Source organism: Halobacillus sp. (assembly GCF_049282395.1).
In the GTDB taxonomy this organism is placed as follows: Bacteria; Bacillota; Bacilli; order Bacillales; family Halobacillaceae; genus Halobacillus.
Genome location: NZ_JBAPTY010000008.1, coordinates 1 through 15,451, shown reverse-complemented (window position 1 = coordinate 15,451; position 15,451 = coordinate 1). Strand labels below are relative to the sequence as shown.

Here is a 15,451-nt window from a genome sequence, read left to right as displayed (position 1 = left end):
CGGGGTCTCACCGATCATGTTTATCCCACAGGAGTCTTCATCGTCCCCCTCCGGACCTTGCTAAAATGAGAGGCTCGAAACATTGGAAAAAATTACTTGGATAGGAAATTTAAAAATCATGCCATGAGTGCCTGTTTTCTCTAAGTTTTGTTAGAAAAGGTCTGATACCACTGGATTTAGAAAGGATTAAGTCCAACACCTGCCCTTCTAAAGAAGGGTCCGTTCACAACATTATAGTTGGGTTGGTGGGGAAATGATGAGACTCCCGTGGGAGAAGGATCTAGGGGAGACCCCGCAAGGAGTGAAACGACTGAGGAGGCTCACCAGTTCACCCACAGGAAAGCGAATTATTTCCCAACCAACCTTTATCCACATTTTAGTAACGGACCCATTTATCTCGAAACTGAGTCTTACAGAAACGGGTGCTTATCTATAATAAGCAACAGGAAGGTGTAACGTAGTTATTATATAAAGGATATGGAAGAAAAATGGTCATTGGGGAAGGCTAATTATAAAGGTTCACAAGGAGGATGAGGAAATATGACTAAAATTCTAATGATTGCAACGAATGTGGATCAGCTGGACAGCGATCACCAGACAGGGCTGTGGTTGTCAGATTTTGTAGAACCGGCAACGGAATTTAAAGAAGCAGGGTTCGAGGTTACAGCTGCAAGTTTAAAAGGCGGAAGAATTCCAATCGATCCTCACAGTTACAGTAATGAACTTCCGAGAGTTTGGGACGGCGTGATGGAACCGATTCATAATACACCTGTGCTTTCAGAAATTGATCCAAGCGAGTTTGAAGGTGTGTTCCTATGCGGAGGCCACGGAGCTATGATGGATTTCCCCAATAGTGAAACGATAGAACACGTTTTGAGACATTTTCTAACCGAGAGAAAAATAATTGCTTCCGTAGGGCACGGGTCAGCTGGATTGGTTGGTGTGACCGATCATAATGGTGAAGCGATTGTGAGAGGTAGAACAATGACTGGATTTACAGACGATGAGGAAAAAGAAACCGGAATTGAGAATCTGCTTCCATTCAAAATTGAAGAGCAGCTGAAAGCAGAAGGAGCAGGTTTTCAAGTAGGAGATCCTGATAAAGATCATGTAGAAGTTGATCAACACTTTATTACGGGTCAGAACCCGCGTTCAAGCTTGAGTACCGCCCAGGCGGTTATTAAGAAATTAAGAAAGCCGCAGCCTCAATAGCGTTGGCTGCTAAAATAAAAAAGTCTCAGAGTACTCCTATGGACTCTGAGACTTTTGTTTATCTATTGGGATGCCAATTTAATTAGAAAAGAAGATGAGCGACAAGTGTAATAATAGGAAGTGTAATAATCGTGCGCTCTAGAAAAATGATAAACAGGTCTGTTAAGTTCACAGGCACTTTTGAACCTAATAGCAGCCCGCCGACTTCTGACATATAAATTAACTGAGTGACCGATAAACAAGCAATAATAAATCGAGTCATCTCGCTTTCAATGGAAGCTCCAATAATGGCAGGTAAAAACATATCAGCAAAGCCTACCAGAATAGTTTCAGAAGCTGCTTGAGCTGAAGGGATCTGCATAAGTTCCAATAACGGAATAAAAGGCATTCCAAGCCAAGTGAAGAACGGAGTGAATTCTGCAATCACAAGAGCAATCGTTCCAAGCGCCATTACGATTGGAGCTACACCCATCCACATATCCAGAATGTTTTGTCCGCCCTGTTTAAAGAAGTCGGTTAATCCCTTAGCTTTACTTCCGCGTTTAACAGCTTGAGCATACCCGTAAGTGAATATGTTGTGCTCATCAGGAACTTCTTCGTTGATGTCATCTGCTTCCTCCGTCACATAGGTATTCATTTTGCGCGACAGAGGTGGAATTCTCGGCATAATTAGAGCTGCAATGAAACCAGCTAGTGCAACGGTTAAGTAAAAAGGAATGAACATATCAGCTAAACCGACTTGTTCGATGACCACCAGGCTGAAGGTAATGGAAACGACAGAGAATGTCGTACCAATAACGGCTGCTTCCCTTTTCGTGTAATAGCCTTCTTCGTATTGTTTACTGGTAAGCAGAACTCCAATAGTTCCGTCACCAAGCCAGGAAGCAAGGGAATCTATCGAAGAACGACCGGGTAATCGGAATAGAGGACGCATGATTTTAGTTAATAATGTACCGAACAATTCCAATAGTCCATAATTTAATAAAAGAGGTAAAAATAAGCCCGCAAATAAAAAGACGGCGAATAATACATGCAATAATGAGTCGAGCAGCAGTCCGCCTGTATTTTCAGAAATGATTGCCTGTGGTCCGATTTGAAAGTAGACCATAATAGCAAATATCATTCCCAGCACTCTTGTTACAACCCAAACGGGAGGTACATGGAATAATGATTTGAAAAAAGGGTATTTATCCAATGAGTTTGACCCTGTTATTTTTGCCAGTACGGTGGCAATAGCTGTAATAGAAATAATGATCATCATAATGAGGGATAAATAGCTTCCGAGGAGTTCCTGCAGCCAGGTAGCTAAAATGGCAATCGGAATCGTAACGGCTCCATCCTCAATATCCACGATCGGGTACATAAATAGAAAAATACCGATCAGAGAAGGGATGATGAAAAGTAAATGTGATGATGGTTTGAAATTTCTTGCTTTCATCCAATGTCTCTCCTGTCGTTCATTAGTTTTAGCTCTGAAAAAGTGAAGGTCTATTGATGGCAAATATTCACCGCTATTCCAACGAAAGTGGGAAGTATCCCCTGGATCTCTTTCTTTTTCCTGTAGGTGTTTAAATCAAGTCGATTTCATCCTATGTAACCATTCTTAACTTAATAGAGCTTTATTTTATAAGGGGTAATCAGAATAAATATGCAGCATTTTATATTTTAATACGGATAGCGACAAAAACCAATAGGCAATCAGAGGGAGGATTAGTTCCTTATATATGTTAATTCGACAAATTAGGGAGGGAATCCTTTTGAGTAAAAGAAAGATTTAGGAGGAATCATATTGTGGGTGAGATCAGTATTGGAAACTCGATATCGAGTATTCTATATTTGAGGGAGAGAATGAAGGATACTCTACAGGGCTATGATGAACCATTGTATACTGCACTCTTTATCTTAGATGATTATCATAAAGTGAAAATAGGGAGTTATTCGCTCCAGACTTTTCACACACGTCAAAAATATTAATTGATGGCTTTTCAACCTGAGATATTAAAGGTATTAGGGAGAATAGCTGCAAATCATAAGCATGAATCAAAGGTTCGATTACTGGAAAACTATGAGCTTGAGTTGAGAAAACTTCTGAATCATAAACCGACTCGTAGCTCCCATATCAATGTTTGTCAGCATATCGCCGGTTATTTCAAAAACGATTGGTCTTCCTCGGAAAAAGAGAAATTTAATAAGAAGCTTCTACTTTACAAGGAAGGGAAGGTGGGGGGGCAGTGTTGAAAAAAAACTGGCCTTTTGGGCCAGTCGGTTGGATAAGAAATATTTGTTGCAACAAACGTATCTCGCTGCTTTTTTAAGTTAGACTAACGTGAAATCAAAGCTGGTCTTAGTCTGTATAATGGTTTAGGATTCGATCAACGCTGCTACCGTAACTTTCCCCGAACATATTAAGATGAACGAGCAAATAAAAGAGTTGATAAAGCGGTTTGACCTCTTCGTAGTTGGATGGGAGTGGGAATGTTTGCTCGTAAGCCTTATAAAAGGAAGATGGAAAGCCTCCAAATAATTCTGTAAAGGCGAGTTCGAATGCATGATCTCCATACAGGACGGAAGGATCAATAAGGTAAGGACGTCCCTCTGCATCTGACATCCAGTTCCCGCCCCAAAGATCTCCGTGAAGGAGCGAAGCCTCAGGTTTTTCTGGTATCCACTGATCGAGTTTCTCTAACAACGCCTCGAGTTTCGAACGTCGTTTTGCGGAAGCCCGGCCATTTTGGATGGCTAAATGAAGCTGAGGAGCCAGCCTGTAGTCCCTGTAATACTCAAGCCAGGAAGTTTTCCAATCATTAGGCTGGTCCAGTTCCCCTACAAAAGTGGAATGCCCGAGTCCATACTGATCAGCCGTTTCTTTATGCATAAGGGCTAGGTTCCTGCCCAGCTCTTCAGGGGATGCTTGGGCACCTTGCTGGATCCAATCCATGACGAGTACGCCTTTTTCACCATTTTCCGGCTCATCATAGTAATGGACTTGCGGAACTTGGATGGTACGGGTTTTTTGGATTCGCTCGAGCCCATCGGCTTCTACTTTGAAAAAGTGAGAAGGGACCCCTTCGTTTCCTTTAATAAAGTAAGGTTGTTTGTTCGTCCTGATGTAATACGACTGATTGATATCTCCACCGCTCACTTGCTTCATGGATTCAATCGGAGTCTGATCTCCAATTGAGTGTAAAGCGTTTCTAATGACTTTCTCCATCACAGTTTGCCCTCCTTAAAGAATATGAAAAATATTTAGTGAAAAATGTTAAGTACCGGCGGTTTTTGTTTTTCGATGGTCTTTTGATAGGCATGGATTGTATTGATTTCTCTAAACCCAAAGCGTCTATAAAGGTTTTCCGCCTGCTCATTCTGTGTGCGAACGGAAAGGGTGACTACATCTAAATGGAGAGCGTGAAAAGCGTATTGTAGTGCGTGTTCAATCAATTCCGTTCCAATTCCGCTACCCTGTTCATGTTTACTAACGTTCACAAAACATATTTCCCCTTCATGACCCTCAAGAATCGTTTCAAAATATAAGTAACCTGCTATTTCACCATCTAATTGGTAACCCCATAGTTGATTCTCAGGCTGCCTGGATAACTGAATCATTTCTTCTGTCGTATAATACGATGCTTTGGGGTGCAGCTTATCAATAGCCTCAAAATCATCTTGTTGCATGTCTGTGATGGAATGACTTTCCTTATGTGAAGGGTCGAAGTTCGTTCGATGAACAGCCAGCGTCTTTTCTACATTGTATAATTCAAAATCATGACGTTTTGTAAAAGCCAGCAGATGATGATTAGCTTCAAAGCAGGCGACCTTCACCACATCGAAGTGTAGCTGCATAGTGACCGAAGCCTTATCCCACATGCTTTCAATTACTGCCTGGTGTTCTTTTGTAGCGAATGGTCCCAGTAAACGGCAAAGTTTTTGTTCAAAAAACGGCAGGATGCCTAGAAATCCAATGATTTCTTCTCCCTCCCATGCCACGAATGCCAACGGTTCCTTGAACTGAGTGAGCGTCCAGATTTGTTCGAATATTTCGTTAGGATCCGATGCCAGCCAGGCGACATAGTGGTGGTCTATTTCGTTCATATGATAAAGCCAATTGGCAACTTTATGTAGATTCTTGACTTCAAGTTCGCTGATATTCATAGAATCACCTTTCCTTTTTAAACAAATCATGACACAACAGTTAATCAAAATTCAAGCTTGAGGCAGGGAGGGGTCAGTTAGAGCATGAGGAGTGGACACATCTTCCTGTCATTTACATGATTGATATGGATGAGACAGGGGAAATGGAACATAGGACTGTTGAAAAGGGAGACAGAAGGATGAAAAATCGCTTAAAATACATATCGATTTATAGAATTGCCATTATTGTTTGGATGTCTTTAAAGTTCCTTGTTCAAATTTTCTGGTTTCAAAAGAGGCACCGCATATGGGATCAGGATACTAAAAGGAAATGGGAAGACATGCTGGAAAAGCAGGCAGGCGAATACCGTAAAAAGGCTATCGCGCTTGGCGGACTTCTTATTAAGTTTGGACAGTTTTTAAGTTCACGTGGTGACTTGCTTCCGCGGGCTTTTATTAAAGAATTAGAAGGGTTAGTGGACCGAGTAGAACCTATGCCTTTTTACAGGTCAAAAGAAATAATGGAAGAGGACTGGAATGCGCCTCTGGAAGAGCATTTATCCAACATTCACGAAGATCCAGTGGCATCAGCCTCCATCGGTGAAGTCTATAAAGCTTCCTTACAAGATGGAACTGCTGTCGCTGTTAAAGTTCAGCGATACCGTGTGAAGGATATTTTTAAAATGGATTTCAAAGCTTTGAAAATTGTTTTCTGGCTGGTCAACCGTTTTACATCTTATGGGAAGAAAGCTGATTTACCGGCCTTGTATCGTGAGGTCGTCAGGGTAATCAGTAATGAACTGGACTTTACGATGGAACTTGAGAACGGAAATCAATTCAAAAAGAGATTCAGTCATTTTCCTTCCGTTTATATTCCGGATTACTATACGGATTTGTCTACTAAACGGGTACTTGTTATGGAGTGGATCGAAGGAACCAAAATTACAGACTTATCTTTTATAAAGAAACATCAAATCAGCCGGGAGCAAATTGCAAAAACATTATTTGATTTAAGTGTTGAACAGTTCCTCGATGCTGGAATGTTCCATTCGGATCCTCATCCAGGAAATCTAATGCTCCAATCAGACGGGACGATAGTTGTTATTGATTTTGGGATGGTGGGTGAGATACGGAAGGAGGACACAAATTCTATCCGGGCTATGGTTCAAGGCTTTATTTTGGAAGACTATGATAGGGTAGTCGCTGCTTTACAGGATATGGATTTTTTATTGGAAAACGCAGATACGGAACGTGTGAAGAAACTGCTCAAGCAAACGACCGATATGTATCTAGAAGGGAACTTTGACAAGCTGGATGCGAATATGATGAATGATGTGATGACAGATATTCAGCAATTTGTTAAAGACCAGCCGATCCAGCTTCCTGCTGATTATGCTTTTCTGGGCAGGGCTACCTCGATTATCGTCGGAGTCCTAAGCAGTGTGTACCCTCAAGTGGATCTGATCCAATGGGGACGTCCGGTAATCAAGGAATGGGTGTCAGGAGAAGACTCCAATTATTCTATTTTTAAAGAAGTGGCTAAAGAAACTGCCCGCCCGCTCTTATCCTTACCAAGAGCGCTCGTAGAATATTTGGAAGATGGCGACAAGGAGCGTGAGTGGAAGAGTTACCACCAGAGGAACCATCTATTTCATCAATTTTACTTATTTTATGCCCTTTTATCATTTGTTTTCATCAGTTCTGGTGCTGCAGCATTGTATCTTACAGTCATCCAAACCGTGCTGCCCTCTATTTGGATAGGTGGGTCTCTTCTTGGCTTAGGTCTTATAGGATTCATAAGCTGTGTCATGAGTCATTTCAAAATGATTAAACGAATACATCATAATAGGAGGAATGAAATATGAGCGATTTACTGAAGAAAGGATTTCATTTAGGGCTGGGAGCGGCTATCAGCGGTAAAGAGAAATTCGAGAAAATGGTAAATGAAATGGTAAAACACGGGGATGTAAGTCCAGCCCAGGCGAAAACGATGATCAACTCCTGGATCAGCAAAGGCGAGAACGTTGATAAAGAATGGTCCGACCATTCGAAAGCAAAGTTTCAGGATCGTATGAAAGAACTTGGCTTTGTATCAAAAGAAGAATATGAACTTCTTGAAGCAAGAATTCAAAGACTTGAAAATTTATATAATCAACGTTAATGACCGGCCATCCCTTCTATAGAAGGGATGGTCTTTTTTTACTTTAAATATGGGGTGAGATGGTAAAGATGAGAGGCAGAGGAATCTCAAAGGTTTATTAAACTAACAGGCTGTGTACTGTAAGACTCATTTTCGAGATATTTTGTGGAGAAAGGGGGCTACAGGGAACGACTCGCTTTCCGCGGGCATTTGGTGAGCTTCCTTAGGTTTTAGGCCTTTCCGGGATCTCACCCATCATGTTCACCCCTCAGGAGTCTTCGCCGTTCCCCACAGGAAAGCGGGTTATTTCCCCACCAACCCTTTTCCATTTACGTAAAGGACTCAATTGTCTCGAAATTGAGTTTTAAACAGACGGGAGCTTTTCTTTAAAAACCAACACGGATATTTAACAGAGACTACCATTGAGTCATGCTGGTTAAAACTCTTACAGGCATAGGGAGGTCTGTAGCAGAAAACTATATTTTTTAGAGAAGTTTAATTCTGATTGCCAGTTTATAAAATCCGTACATAAAAGCAAATGCAAGGAACGCAGTGACAGCTAAATTAAGATAGTAGATCATTCCTTCTCCCATAAGGCTGAGAGGAGTAAAGACATTGGGAGGGTGTTCCAAATATAAATAATTTGCATCCAGGAGAGGATTGGAAAAACCTATAATTAAGGCATATCCCACTAATAGTAGATAACTATTGATCATATCCTTCCAGGTAATACGGACAGAAGAAGTCACCACAAGAAACAAACTCGTCCAGGGAATAGCCATATGGTGCAGGAAGAATTTCCAGAAACGGTAATGGTGAAAGTCAAAGGGTACATCAGGAGTGATCAGTGCAATAAGAGCAGGAAGGATGCCTATGAAAAAATTTACTTTTATAAGCGTCGGCTGATAGGTAATAAGAGTGTAGATCCCTATTAAAGAAGAGATTCCGCATAGGTGGAGAGGCACATGACCGGCCAGACTCCAGACTCCATTTACATAAGCCCACAACTGGTAGCTGACCTCGGAAAGAAGAAGAAGAACCAATAAAGAATATCTCATAATCTGACGAAACCGTTCATGCGTATGAAGCCATTTAGAAGCTAGGGCAATACTGAAAAGAACAATCGTGAAGATGAGAAGCATGGTTATGTGACTGGCTCCCATTATTTCAAAGGGATAACGGCTTCCTGTTCCGAACCAATCTTTCATTAGGTACACTCCTAGTGAAGCAGATTTCGATATGCTATGATGATTTTACCATACGTTTGCCGGGTGAAAGGAGGTAGGAGATGAAGAGACAGGTTAATTGCTTTCAGTGTAAGCATTTTTATACAACTTGGAATCCATCTTTTCCTAGAGCCTGCGCTTCCTATGGCTTTAAAGCTAAGGAGATGCCTTCTCAGCTGGTGCTTCATGTCACCGGAATTGAATGCATGGAATTTGAGTCAAAACAGTCTGTGAAAAGGAAGAAGAACGCATTTATCTCCTCAAACTTTGATGTACGGCTGTAAATAATATGAAATTTTCAGAATTCATATGGACATCCTTTTATTCTATGGTATGCTGATGGATATTTAGTATGGCTCCCAGGTCATCTGACAGCCTTGCTCTACAAAAGTAGAGAGAAATGTATGAAAGGAGTTGAGAGTTTTTTATGCACAGAGAAAAATGGGGGACAAAATTAGGTTTTATGCTGGCTGCTATGGGCTCAGCTGTAGGACTGGGTAATATATGGCGTTTCTCATTCGTAGCTGGTAATAACGGTGGAGGAGCTTTCTTGTTACTCTATCTGTTATTCGTGCTTATTATAGGAATTCCTCTATTGCTTACAGAGGTAAGTATTGGACGGAAAGCAGAAAGCGATGTAGTAGGGTCTTTTCAAAAACTTGCTAAAGGAACACCCTGGTATTTAACAGGCTTTTTCGGTATTATCAGTGCATTTCTTATCTTAAGTTTTTATGCCGTAGTTGCAGGCTGGGCTATCTTTTATTTCTGGAATTATATCAATGGATCATTCTTTACAGAGCCGGCAGCTGGGTATGAAGGAGCGTTCGGACAATTTATCAGCCATACGTGGCATCCTATTGCCTGGACCGCGCTTTTCATGATATTAACCATTATCATTGTATTAAGTGGTGTGAAAAAAGGTATTGAAGCAGCGAATAAAATTTTTATGCCGCTTCTTGCATTAATACTTATCGCCCTTGCGGTATTCAGTTTATCGCTTGATGGTGCTTCAGAGGGGGTTAAGTTTTTATTCCAGCCGAATTGGTCGGCCTTAAGTGAGCCTTCTATTTATATTGCTGCTCTCGGGCAGGCCTTCTTCTCGCTTAGTCTAGGGATGGGGGCAATGCTTACGTATGGAAGTTACTTAAGGAAAGAGGATAAACTTCCAAGCGCGGCTTTAGGTATAGGATTAATGGATACGTTCTTCGCAGTGATTTCGGGGCTTGTAATCTTTCCGGCGGTTTTTGCCTTCGGTATAGATCCAAGTTCAGGTCCTCCGCTCGTGTTTATTACACTTCCGAGTATTTTTGAACAGATGCCGCTTGGGGGAATCATTGGGCTGGTGTTTTTCTTTGCCTTGATCCTGGCTTCTCTGTCTTCATCTGTCTCTATCCTGGAAGTACCGACAGCTTATTTTATGCGAGTATTCGGATGGACGCGCTTTGCCACAAGTGTGCTTATGGGTTCTATCATGTTCGTCATGGGCATCGCTGTCTCCTTAGGGTTCGGTATTTGGTCTGGCATCACGCCGATTGGAGAAAGAAATATCCTGGACTCCATGGATTATATTGCTTCCAATATTCTCTTGCCGCTAGGCGGTCTGTCCATGGCCCTTCTTGTTGGATGGTACTTTAAAAAGTCAGAAGCTCTGGAGTCTGCGGACTTGTCCTCTTCTACAATTGGAGGCTTCTGGTATTTCATCGTGAAATGGATGGCTCCCATCCTTATAGTATTGATTTTCTTAAACAAAATCGGTATTATCTTTTAAATTCTTCCATCTAATAATTGGAAAGAGATCCTGATGATTATCATCGGGATCTCTTTTCTTCTTAGAGGAAGAAGCGTTTTTCCTTAATTAATCATTATTTTGTGAACGATGAAAGGATCATAAGACAGAAGTACAGGCGGCGTGTTAAACTACGACAGAACACTATTTTCTTTAGTATGAGATAAAGGAGTCTGACCATATGGCGATACCAAATCAAAGCGTTCTCAAAAAAATGTCCAGTGAAATACAGGAAGCTATGCTTCAGCACGGTGACGAGCAAAAGGTTCGTGAACATATACGTTCTGTAAGATTGTTAGCGGATCTATTTTTAGAACAGGGGCAGGAGGACACAACTCCTTCTAAACAAGGAAGTCAGAAGATGCATGAACCCACAGCGGATGAAATACGGCAGATGATGGGGGCTGATAAGACTCCAGACTCTAAACCAAAGAAAGAAGAAAATCGGCTGGAGGATGATGATGCTAACGGGTCATCAATTTTCGATTTTTAGGAGGAGGTAAATGATGAAACTAATTTTAATTGTAGCGGTTATTAATGGCTTTCTTTCGGTTGCTCTTGGAGCTTTTGGGGCACATGGATTAGAAGGGAAAGTGTCTGAAAAAGGCTTGGAGCAATGGGGGAAAGCGGTTAATTATCAAATGTTCCATACAATGGCTTTATTTGTGACCGCCTTATTAATGAGCAAAATCCAGACCGGATTGATGACGGGAGCAGGGTGGTTCTTCATAGCAGGCATTATTCTCTTCTCAGGAAGTCTTTATATCTATGCTCCTACAGGTATTAAAACATTTGCTATGATTACCCCGCTCGGAGGTCTATCCTTTTTAATTGGCTGGATTCTGCTTGGTTATGCGGTTATTAAACACCTTTAAAAATAAAGAATGGTAGTAAATAAGAAAATAATTAACACGCGGAGAAGTTGAATAATCGCGTTGAGCATATTCTGTGTTTTCAGTTCAATTAAAGCCTCAAATAAAAAGCTTGCGGCTAAGACATAAAACATGAGCAGAATAATCCACTGGTGATCTAGTTTAAAGAGCCCGAGAACTGCTAACAGCACAGCTAATGCCAGTGCTCCTAAGTGGGCTTTATAAAAATTTTCATAAGGATGTCTCATGGGTTCACCCTTTTCTATTGATAGGAGAAAAACTCGCTAACTGATTTAGCGAGTTTTTTTATGAGTTCAAATTGATTATCTTGGCTGGTACTGAGCGAAACCTGATCCTCCACCGTTGAACGGATAGTTATAATTAATTTCTTCGTCAAAGGTAATATAATCAAGATAGATCATCAGCAGTAAATAACGTTTTCCTGTTTCAGGATCACTTAAAATGATATGGTCCCTACCAGCAGCTTCGATAATGCCTTTAAAAACTTTAGCATTCCACTGGTCATTATTCTCGAATGTCATGTACACGGTAGCGGGCTTTCCAGCGTTTAACCGTAAAATGTTTTCAATATACGATTGTTCTGTGGGAAGCATATTCGGTGGATTTATACCGCCAGACTGTCCCTGAGGCATTTGAGGCACCTGCCCACCACCGCTGTATGCAGGTGGAAAACCTCCCTGCCCCTGATTGGAAGCTGGAGCGCTTGGATAATAATACATATATGGATTACTCGCGTAATAAGGGGAGGTCGGTTGATTATACATTTGCTGATGCCCTTGCTGGGCGCCTCCCGTAGATGGTTTTTTCTGAGCCAATTCACTCACTCCTTCAATAGATTAGTACACACTTGGACAAGCAGACCTAGTAGGGGAATAAAAACAGTGGGACTTAAATCTTCCGGTATTCCATTGACCAAACCACTGGGCCGGGCAGCTGCCTTCAGGCATGAAGAACCAGAGAGAGTTGCTGGCCGGATGATACCTCTTTCCGTTAATAACTTTCCTTGCCAGCCTTCGGTCCTTTTCGCGGGACCGCTGGTAAAAGTATCCTTTTTGTGTTGCTTCAAAGCCTCCAGGACTTTGATAGACCATCTGCCTTATCGAATCAATATCTGTGAAATCAATACAGTCCCCCCGTACACGATTAACGCCCGTGTTCCCGACCATAAGCATACCCAGTTGCCCATCACCCTCTGCTTCTGCACGCATGAGTCTTCCAAGAAGCTTAACGTCCGCTTCGTTGTAAGGAATAACAGCCACGCTGTCACCTCGCTTTAATACAGACATGTTATTGCTCTTTAACACTATATGTAAGTCCACCGTGATGATATGAATAAAATATCAAGCCTCCTGCTGTATTGCGGCAAAACCTTCCACCTCAGGTCATCCAAATTATGGATGACCTGAGGTGGAAGGTTTTGGGTGGAGTCTTTTAATGAAAGTTAACTTGATTTTCTAACTCAAATAAAAAGGACTCCGCCTTAACAGGGCAGAGTCCTTTGTAGAGTTATACATGTAAGAATTGTGGAACAGCATCTGGTTTAAACAGGTTGCCAATATAGAAGGAACCAAAATCGCCATAACGGGACGTAACTTCATCAAACCGCATTTCATACACAAGCTTTTTGAATTGCAGAACATCGTGAGCAAATAGGGTAACGCCCCATTCCCAGTCATCGAAGCCGATAGAACCAGTGATAATCTGACGGATCTTTCCAGCATACTGGCGTCCCGTCATTCCGTGCGCGTACATGAGTTTAGCACGTTCGTCTTTTTCAAGTACGTACCAGTTATCGTTGCCCTGGCGGCGCTTGTCCATTGGATAGAAGCAGATATGATTCCACTTCGGAAGGGTTGGTTTTAAACGCGCCTGAATTTCAGGGTCCTCTTCGTTAGCATTTCCCATGTAGTTAGAGAGTTCCACAACTGATACATAAGAATAGGCAGGAGTGGTAAACTCGGCGAGCTTTGTTTTATTGAAAGCTGTTTCTATTTCATTTAATTCTTCCATCGTTGGGCGTAAGATCATCATCATGAAATCAGCTTTTTGTCCCATGATGGTGTATAGAGCATGGCTGCCCTGTTTACTTTTTTCAGTATCTTCCCAATTGGAAATCATCTGTTGGAATTCGTGAATGGCCTGCTCGCGTTCTTCACTCGAGGCATATTTCCAAGAGGTCCAGTCAATTGAACGGAAATCGTGCAGGCAATACCATCCATCCATGGTTACTACTGCTTCTGGCATGGTATCGATCGCTCCTTTATGATTTGGTTTATTTATTGAAAACTTCCTTTCTCAATATAACACAGTTGCTTCGTTACATCATGGGAATGACTTTGAACATATAGTGAAAGGATAAGGATAGGGAAAGAAGAAATAGAAACTACTTGAACGTATATGCTCAAGCAAAAGAGGGTAATGATAATGAAATCGCTTCATTGTAAAAATCAATTGGAATGACTTTCATTTATACACAAAACCTTTTATCATGTATAACAGAAATGAAAATTGGAGGGTTCAATATGAGCAACCTATTTGATACATTGAGATCTAAGATAAACGGACAAGGCAAGAAGGTCGTGTTTCCGGAAGGTTTGGACGAACGTATTTTAACAGCTGTCAGTCAGCTTGGGACAGAAGATTTACTGACACCTGTACTAGTTGGAAATGAAGAAAAAGTAAAACAGAAGGCGTCTGAGGTTGGGGTGGATATTTCTTCTGCTGAAATTCTGGATCCTGCCAATTATGATGCTTTTGACGAAATGGTTGCTAATTTCGTGGAGCGCCGTAAAGGAAAAGCCACTGAAGAGAAAGCACGAGAGATTCTGCAGGATGAAAACTACTTCGGTACCATGCTTGTTTACATGGGTAAAGCAGATGGTCTTGTAAGTGGTGCTGCTCATTCCACAGCAGATACCGTAAGACCTGCTCTTCAGATCATTAAAACAAAGCCTGGAATTAAGAAGACGTCAGGTGTATTCGTAATGGTACGTGATGAAGAAAAGTATGTTTTCGCTGATTGTGCGATCAACATTAACCCTGATAGTCAGGATCTGGCGGAGATTGCTTTGGCTAGTGCCGACACGGCAAAGCTATTTGATATCGATCCAAGAGTTGCTATGCTCAGCTTCTCTACTAGAGGATCTGCAAAATCTCCAGAAACAGAAAAAGTAACAGAAGCTTTAGGACTTGCTAAAGAGCAGAATTCTAATCTTGTAATCGATGGAGAATTCCAGTTCGATGCAGCCTTTGTTCCTTCTGTGGCTGAGAAAAAAGCACCGGACTCTCCGCTTAAAGGAGAGGCGAACACGTTTATTTTCCCGAGTCTTGAAGCGGGTAACATTGGTTACAAAATCGCTCAGCGTCTTGGTAATTTCGATGCCGTGGGTCCTGTATTGCAAGGCTTGAATCAGCCGGTTAACGATCTTTCAAGAGGTTGTAATGCTGATGATGTGTACAAACTTGCGATCATTACCGCTGCCCAATCACTATAATAAGCAGAAGAAGCCAGCGATTTAATCGCTGGCTTTTTTTAATATATGGCTTTATTGATTGGCAGTAATAATCTTACAGTAAAGCTCCCGTTACTTGAAGACTTGATTTCGAGATAGTTGGGGGTCCGTTGCAAGCAATAGATGAGGGCGGCTACAGAAACAACTCGCTTTCCTGCGGGGGAACTGGCAAGCCTCCTCAGTCGTTAACACTCCCTGTGGGGTCTCGCCTAGCTCCTTCTCCCGCGGGAGTCTCGTCGTTTCCTCCGCCACCCCAGCCATATCACATGAACGGACCCTAGCAGTAGAAAAAAGTAGGAAGCTTAAATCGTCTTAAATGCTTCTACAGTGCCGTTTATACCCTTGAGAGACTCGGTACTTAGCGTTGATCACATAAGTTATTTTTCCTCATATGAAGGCAATTACTTAAAGGATTTCGAGCTCTCCTTGATCGCAAAGGGGCGGAAGGGAACGGCGAAGACTCCTGCGGGATGAACATGATCGGTGAGATCCCGCAGGGCTGTTAAGCCCGAGGAAGCTCAGCACATGCCCGCGGAAAGCGAGCCGTTCCCTGG

At 41.9% G+C, this 15,451-nt stretch carries 16 protein-coding genes; 8 read left to right on the top strand and 8 right to left on the bottom strand.

Annotation, left to right across the window (positions count from 1 at the left end):
* The first annotated feature begins 540 nt into the window (after positions 1-540).
* Entirely contained in the window at positions 541-1,212 is a 672-nt protein-coding gene (locus WAM07_RS00380) for a type 1 glutamine amidotransferase domain-containing protein (protein WP_422163807.1), read from the top strand.
* 82 nt (positions 1,213-1,294) lie between these two features.
* On the opposite strand, the gene WAM07_RS00375 is transcribed toward WAM07_RS00380, so the two are convergent.
* Positions 1,295-2,650: a YjiH family protein gene (locus tag WAM07_RS00375; protein WP_422163805.1), complete on the bottom strand. Its 1,356-nt coding sequence runs from the start codon at positions 2,648-2,650 to the stop codon at positions 1,295-1,297.
* Positions 2,651-3,189: 539 nt separating this feature from the next.
* Here WAM07_RS00375 and WAM07_RS00370 point away from each other — a divergent pair.
* Entirely contained in the window at positions 3,190-3,450 is a 261-nt protein-coding gene (locus tag WAM07_RS00370; RefSeq protein ID WP_422163803.1) for a YbgA family protein, read from the top strand.
* A gap of 106 nt (positions 3,451-3,556) precedes the next feature.
* On the opposite strand, the gene WAM07_RS00365 is transcribed toward WAM07_RS00370, so the two are convergent.
* Both WAM07_RS00365 and WAM07_RS00360 read right to left on the bottom strand, forming a co-directional pair.
* On the bottom strand, positions 3,557-4,423 hold the full coding sequence (locus WAM07_RS00365) for a fructosamine kinase family protein (RefSeq protein WP_422163811.1): 867 nt from the start codon (positions 4,421-4,423) through the stop codon (positions 3,557-3,559).
* Positions 4,424-4,458: 35 nt separating this feature from the next.
* Positions 4,459-5,361: a GNAT family N-acetyltransferase gene (locus tag WAM07_RS00360; RefSeq protein WP_422163801.1), complete on the bottom strand. Its 903-nt coding sequence runs from the start codon at positions 5,359-5,361 to the stop codon at positions 4,459-4,461.
* A 179-nt stretch (positions 5,362-5,540) separates the two neighbouring features.
* On the opposite strand from WAM07_RS00360, the gene WAM07_RS00355 reads away from it, so the two are divergent.
* Complete coding sequence (locus WAM07_RS00355) at positions 5,541-7,205, top strand: ABC1 kinase family protein (RefSeq protein ID WP_422163799.1); 1,665 nt, start codon at positions 5,541-5,543, stop codon at positions 7,203-7,205.
* On the top strand, positions 7,202-7,501 hold the full coding sequence (locus WAM07_RS00350; protein ID WP_014644890.1) for a phasin family protein: 300 nt from the start codon (positions 7,202-7,204) through the stop codon (positions 7,499-7,501). Before WAM07_RS00355 ends, WAM07_RS00350 begins: the two co-directional genes overlap by 4 nt.
* 464 nt (positions 7,502-7,965) lie before the next feature.
* Here the strand turns inward: WAM07_RS00350 and WAM07_RS00345 are convergent, their stop codons facing one another.
* Positions 7,966-8,688 (bottom strand): TIGR02206 family membrane protein, encoded by a 723-nt coding sequence (locus WAM07_RS00345; RefSeq protein WP_422163797.1) that lies wholly within the window; start codon positions 8,686-8,688, stop codon positions 7,966-7,968.
* Between the two features lie 445 nt (positions 8,689-9,133).
* Between WAM07_RS00345 and WAM07_RS00340 the strand changes: the two genes are divergently transcribed.
* The 3 genes from WAM07_RS00340 to WAM07_RS00330 all read left to right on the top strand — a co-directional run bounded on the left by WAM07_RS00340 (position 9,134) and on the right by WAM07_RS00330 (position 11,367).
* Positions 9,134-10,474, top strand: a complete 1,341-nt coding sequence (locus WAM07_RS00340; protein ID WP_422163795.1) for a sodium-dependent transporter — start codon at positions 9,134-9,136, stop codon at positions 10,472-10,474.
* 199 nt (positions 10,475-10,673) lie between these two features.
* Positions 10,674-10,985 (top strand): YwdI family protein, encoded by a 312-nt coding sequence (locus WAM07_RS00335; RefSeq protein ID WP_422163794.1) that lies wholly within the window; start codon positions 10,674-10,676, stop codon positions 10,983-10,985.
* 13 nt (positions 10,986-10,998) lie between these two features.
* Positions 10,999-11,367 (top strand): DUF423 domain-containing protein, encoded by a 369-nt coding sequence (locus tag WAM07_RS00330; RefSeq protein ID WP_422163809.1) that lies wholly within the window; start codon positions 10,999-11,001, stop codon positions 11,365-11,367.
* Here WAM07_RS00330 and WAM07_RS00325 read toward each other — a convergent pair.
* The 4 genes from WAM07_RS00325 to hemQ form a co-directional block, all read right to left on the bottom strand.
* Positions 11,364-11,612 (bottom strand): hypothetical protein, encoded by a 249-nt coding sequence (locus WAM07_RS00325; RefSeq protein WP_422163792.1) that lies wholly within the window; start codon positions 11,610-11,612, stop codon positions 11,364-11,366. The two genes, WAM07_RS00330 and WAM07_RS00325, sit on opposite strands and share 4 nt — an antisense overlap.
* A 75-nt stretch (positions 11,613-11,687) precedes the next feature.
* Complete coding sequence (gerQ, locus tag WAM07_RS00320; RefSeq protein ID WP_422163790.1) at positions 11,688-12,200, bottom strand: spore coat protein GerQ; 513 nt, start codon at positions 12,198-12,200, stop codon at positions 11,688-11,690.
* A gap of 21 nt (positions 12,201-12,221) precedes the next feature.
* A complete protein-coding gene (locus WAM07_RS00315; protein WP_224894075.1) occupies positions 12,222-12,644 on the bottom strand; it encodes a cell wall hydrolase in 423 nt (140 codons plus the stop codon).
* A gap of 247 nt (positions 12,645-12,891) precedes the next feature.
* Positions 12,892-13,629, bottom strand: a complete 738-nt coding sequence (hemQ, locus tag WAM07_RS00310) for a hydrogen peroxide-dependent heme synthase (protein ID WP_422163788.1) — start codon at positions 13,627-13,629, stop codon at positions 12,892-12,894.
* Between the two features lie 278 nt (positions 13,630-13,907).
* On the opposite strand from hemQ, the gene pta reads away from it, so the two are divergent.
* Complete coding sequence (gene pta, locus WAM07_RS00305) at positions 13,908-14,879, top strand: phosphate acetyltransferase (RefSeq protein ID WP_014644881.1); 972 nt, start codon at positions 13,908-13,910, stop codon at positions 14,877-14,879.
* Positions 14,880-15,451: the final 572 nt, after the last annotated feature.

Excerpts from the sequence above, each read along its gene's own strand:
- WAM07_RS00380 (WP_422163807.1), top strand. The coding sequence starts at position 541 with ATGACTAAAATTCTAATGATTGCAACGAATGTGGATCAGCTGGACAGC.
- WAM07_RS00375 (WP_422163805.1), bottom strand. The coding sequence starts at position 2,650 with ATGAAAGCAAGAAATTTCAAACCATCATCACATTTACTTTTCATCATC.
- WAM07_RS00370 (WP_422163803.1), top strand. The coding sequence starts at position 3,190 with ATGGCTTTTCAACCTGAGATATTAAAGGTATTAGGGAGAATAGCTGCA.
- WAM07_RS00365 (WP_422163811.1), bottom strand. The coding sequence starts at position 4,423 with ATGGAGAAAGTCATTAGAAACGCTTTACACTCAATTGGAGATCAGACT.
- WAM07_RS00360 (WP_422163801.1), bottom strand. The coding sequence starts at position 5,361 with ATGAATATCAGCGAACTTGAAGTCAAGAATCTACATAAAGTTGCCAAT.
- WAM07_RS00355 (WP_422163799.1), top strand. The coding sequence starts at position 5,541 with ATGAAAAATCGCTTAAAATACATATCGATTTATAGAATTGCCATTATT.
- WAM07_RS00350 (WP_014644890.1), top strand. The coding sequence starts at position 7,202 with ATGAGCGATTTACTGAAGAAAGGATTTCATTTAGGGCTGGGAGCGGCT.
- WAM07_RS00345 (WP_422163797.1), bottom strand. The coding sequence starts at position 8,688 with ATGAAAGATTGGTTCGGAACAGGAAGCCGTTATCCCTTTGAAATAATG.
- WAM07_RS00340 (WP_422163795.1), top strand. The coding sequence starts at position 9,134 with ATGCACAGAGAAAAATGGGGGACAAAATTAGGTTTTATGCTGGCTGCT.
- WAM07_RS00335 (WP_422163794.1), top strand. The coding sequence starts at position 10,674 with ATGGCGATACCAAATCAAAGCGTTCTCAAAAAAATGTCCAGTGAAATA.
- WAM07_RS00330 (WP_422163809.1), top strand. The coding sequence starts at position 10,999 with ATGAAACTAATTTTAATTGTAGCGGTTATTAATGGCTTTCTTTCGGTT.
- WAM07_RS00325 (WP_422163792.1), bottom strand. The coding sequence starts at position 11,612 with ATGAGACATCCTTATGAAAATTTTTATAAAGCCCACTTAGGAGCACTG.
- hemQ (WP_422163788.1), bottom strand. The coding sequence starts at position 13,629 with ATGCCAGAAGCAGTAGTAACCATGGATGGATGGTATTGCCTGCACGAT.
- pta (WP_014644881.1), top strand. The coding sequence starts at position 13,908 with ATGAGCAACCTATTTGATACATTGAGATCTAAGATAAACGGACAAGGC.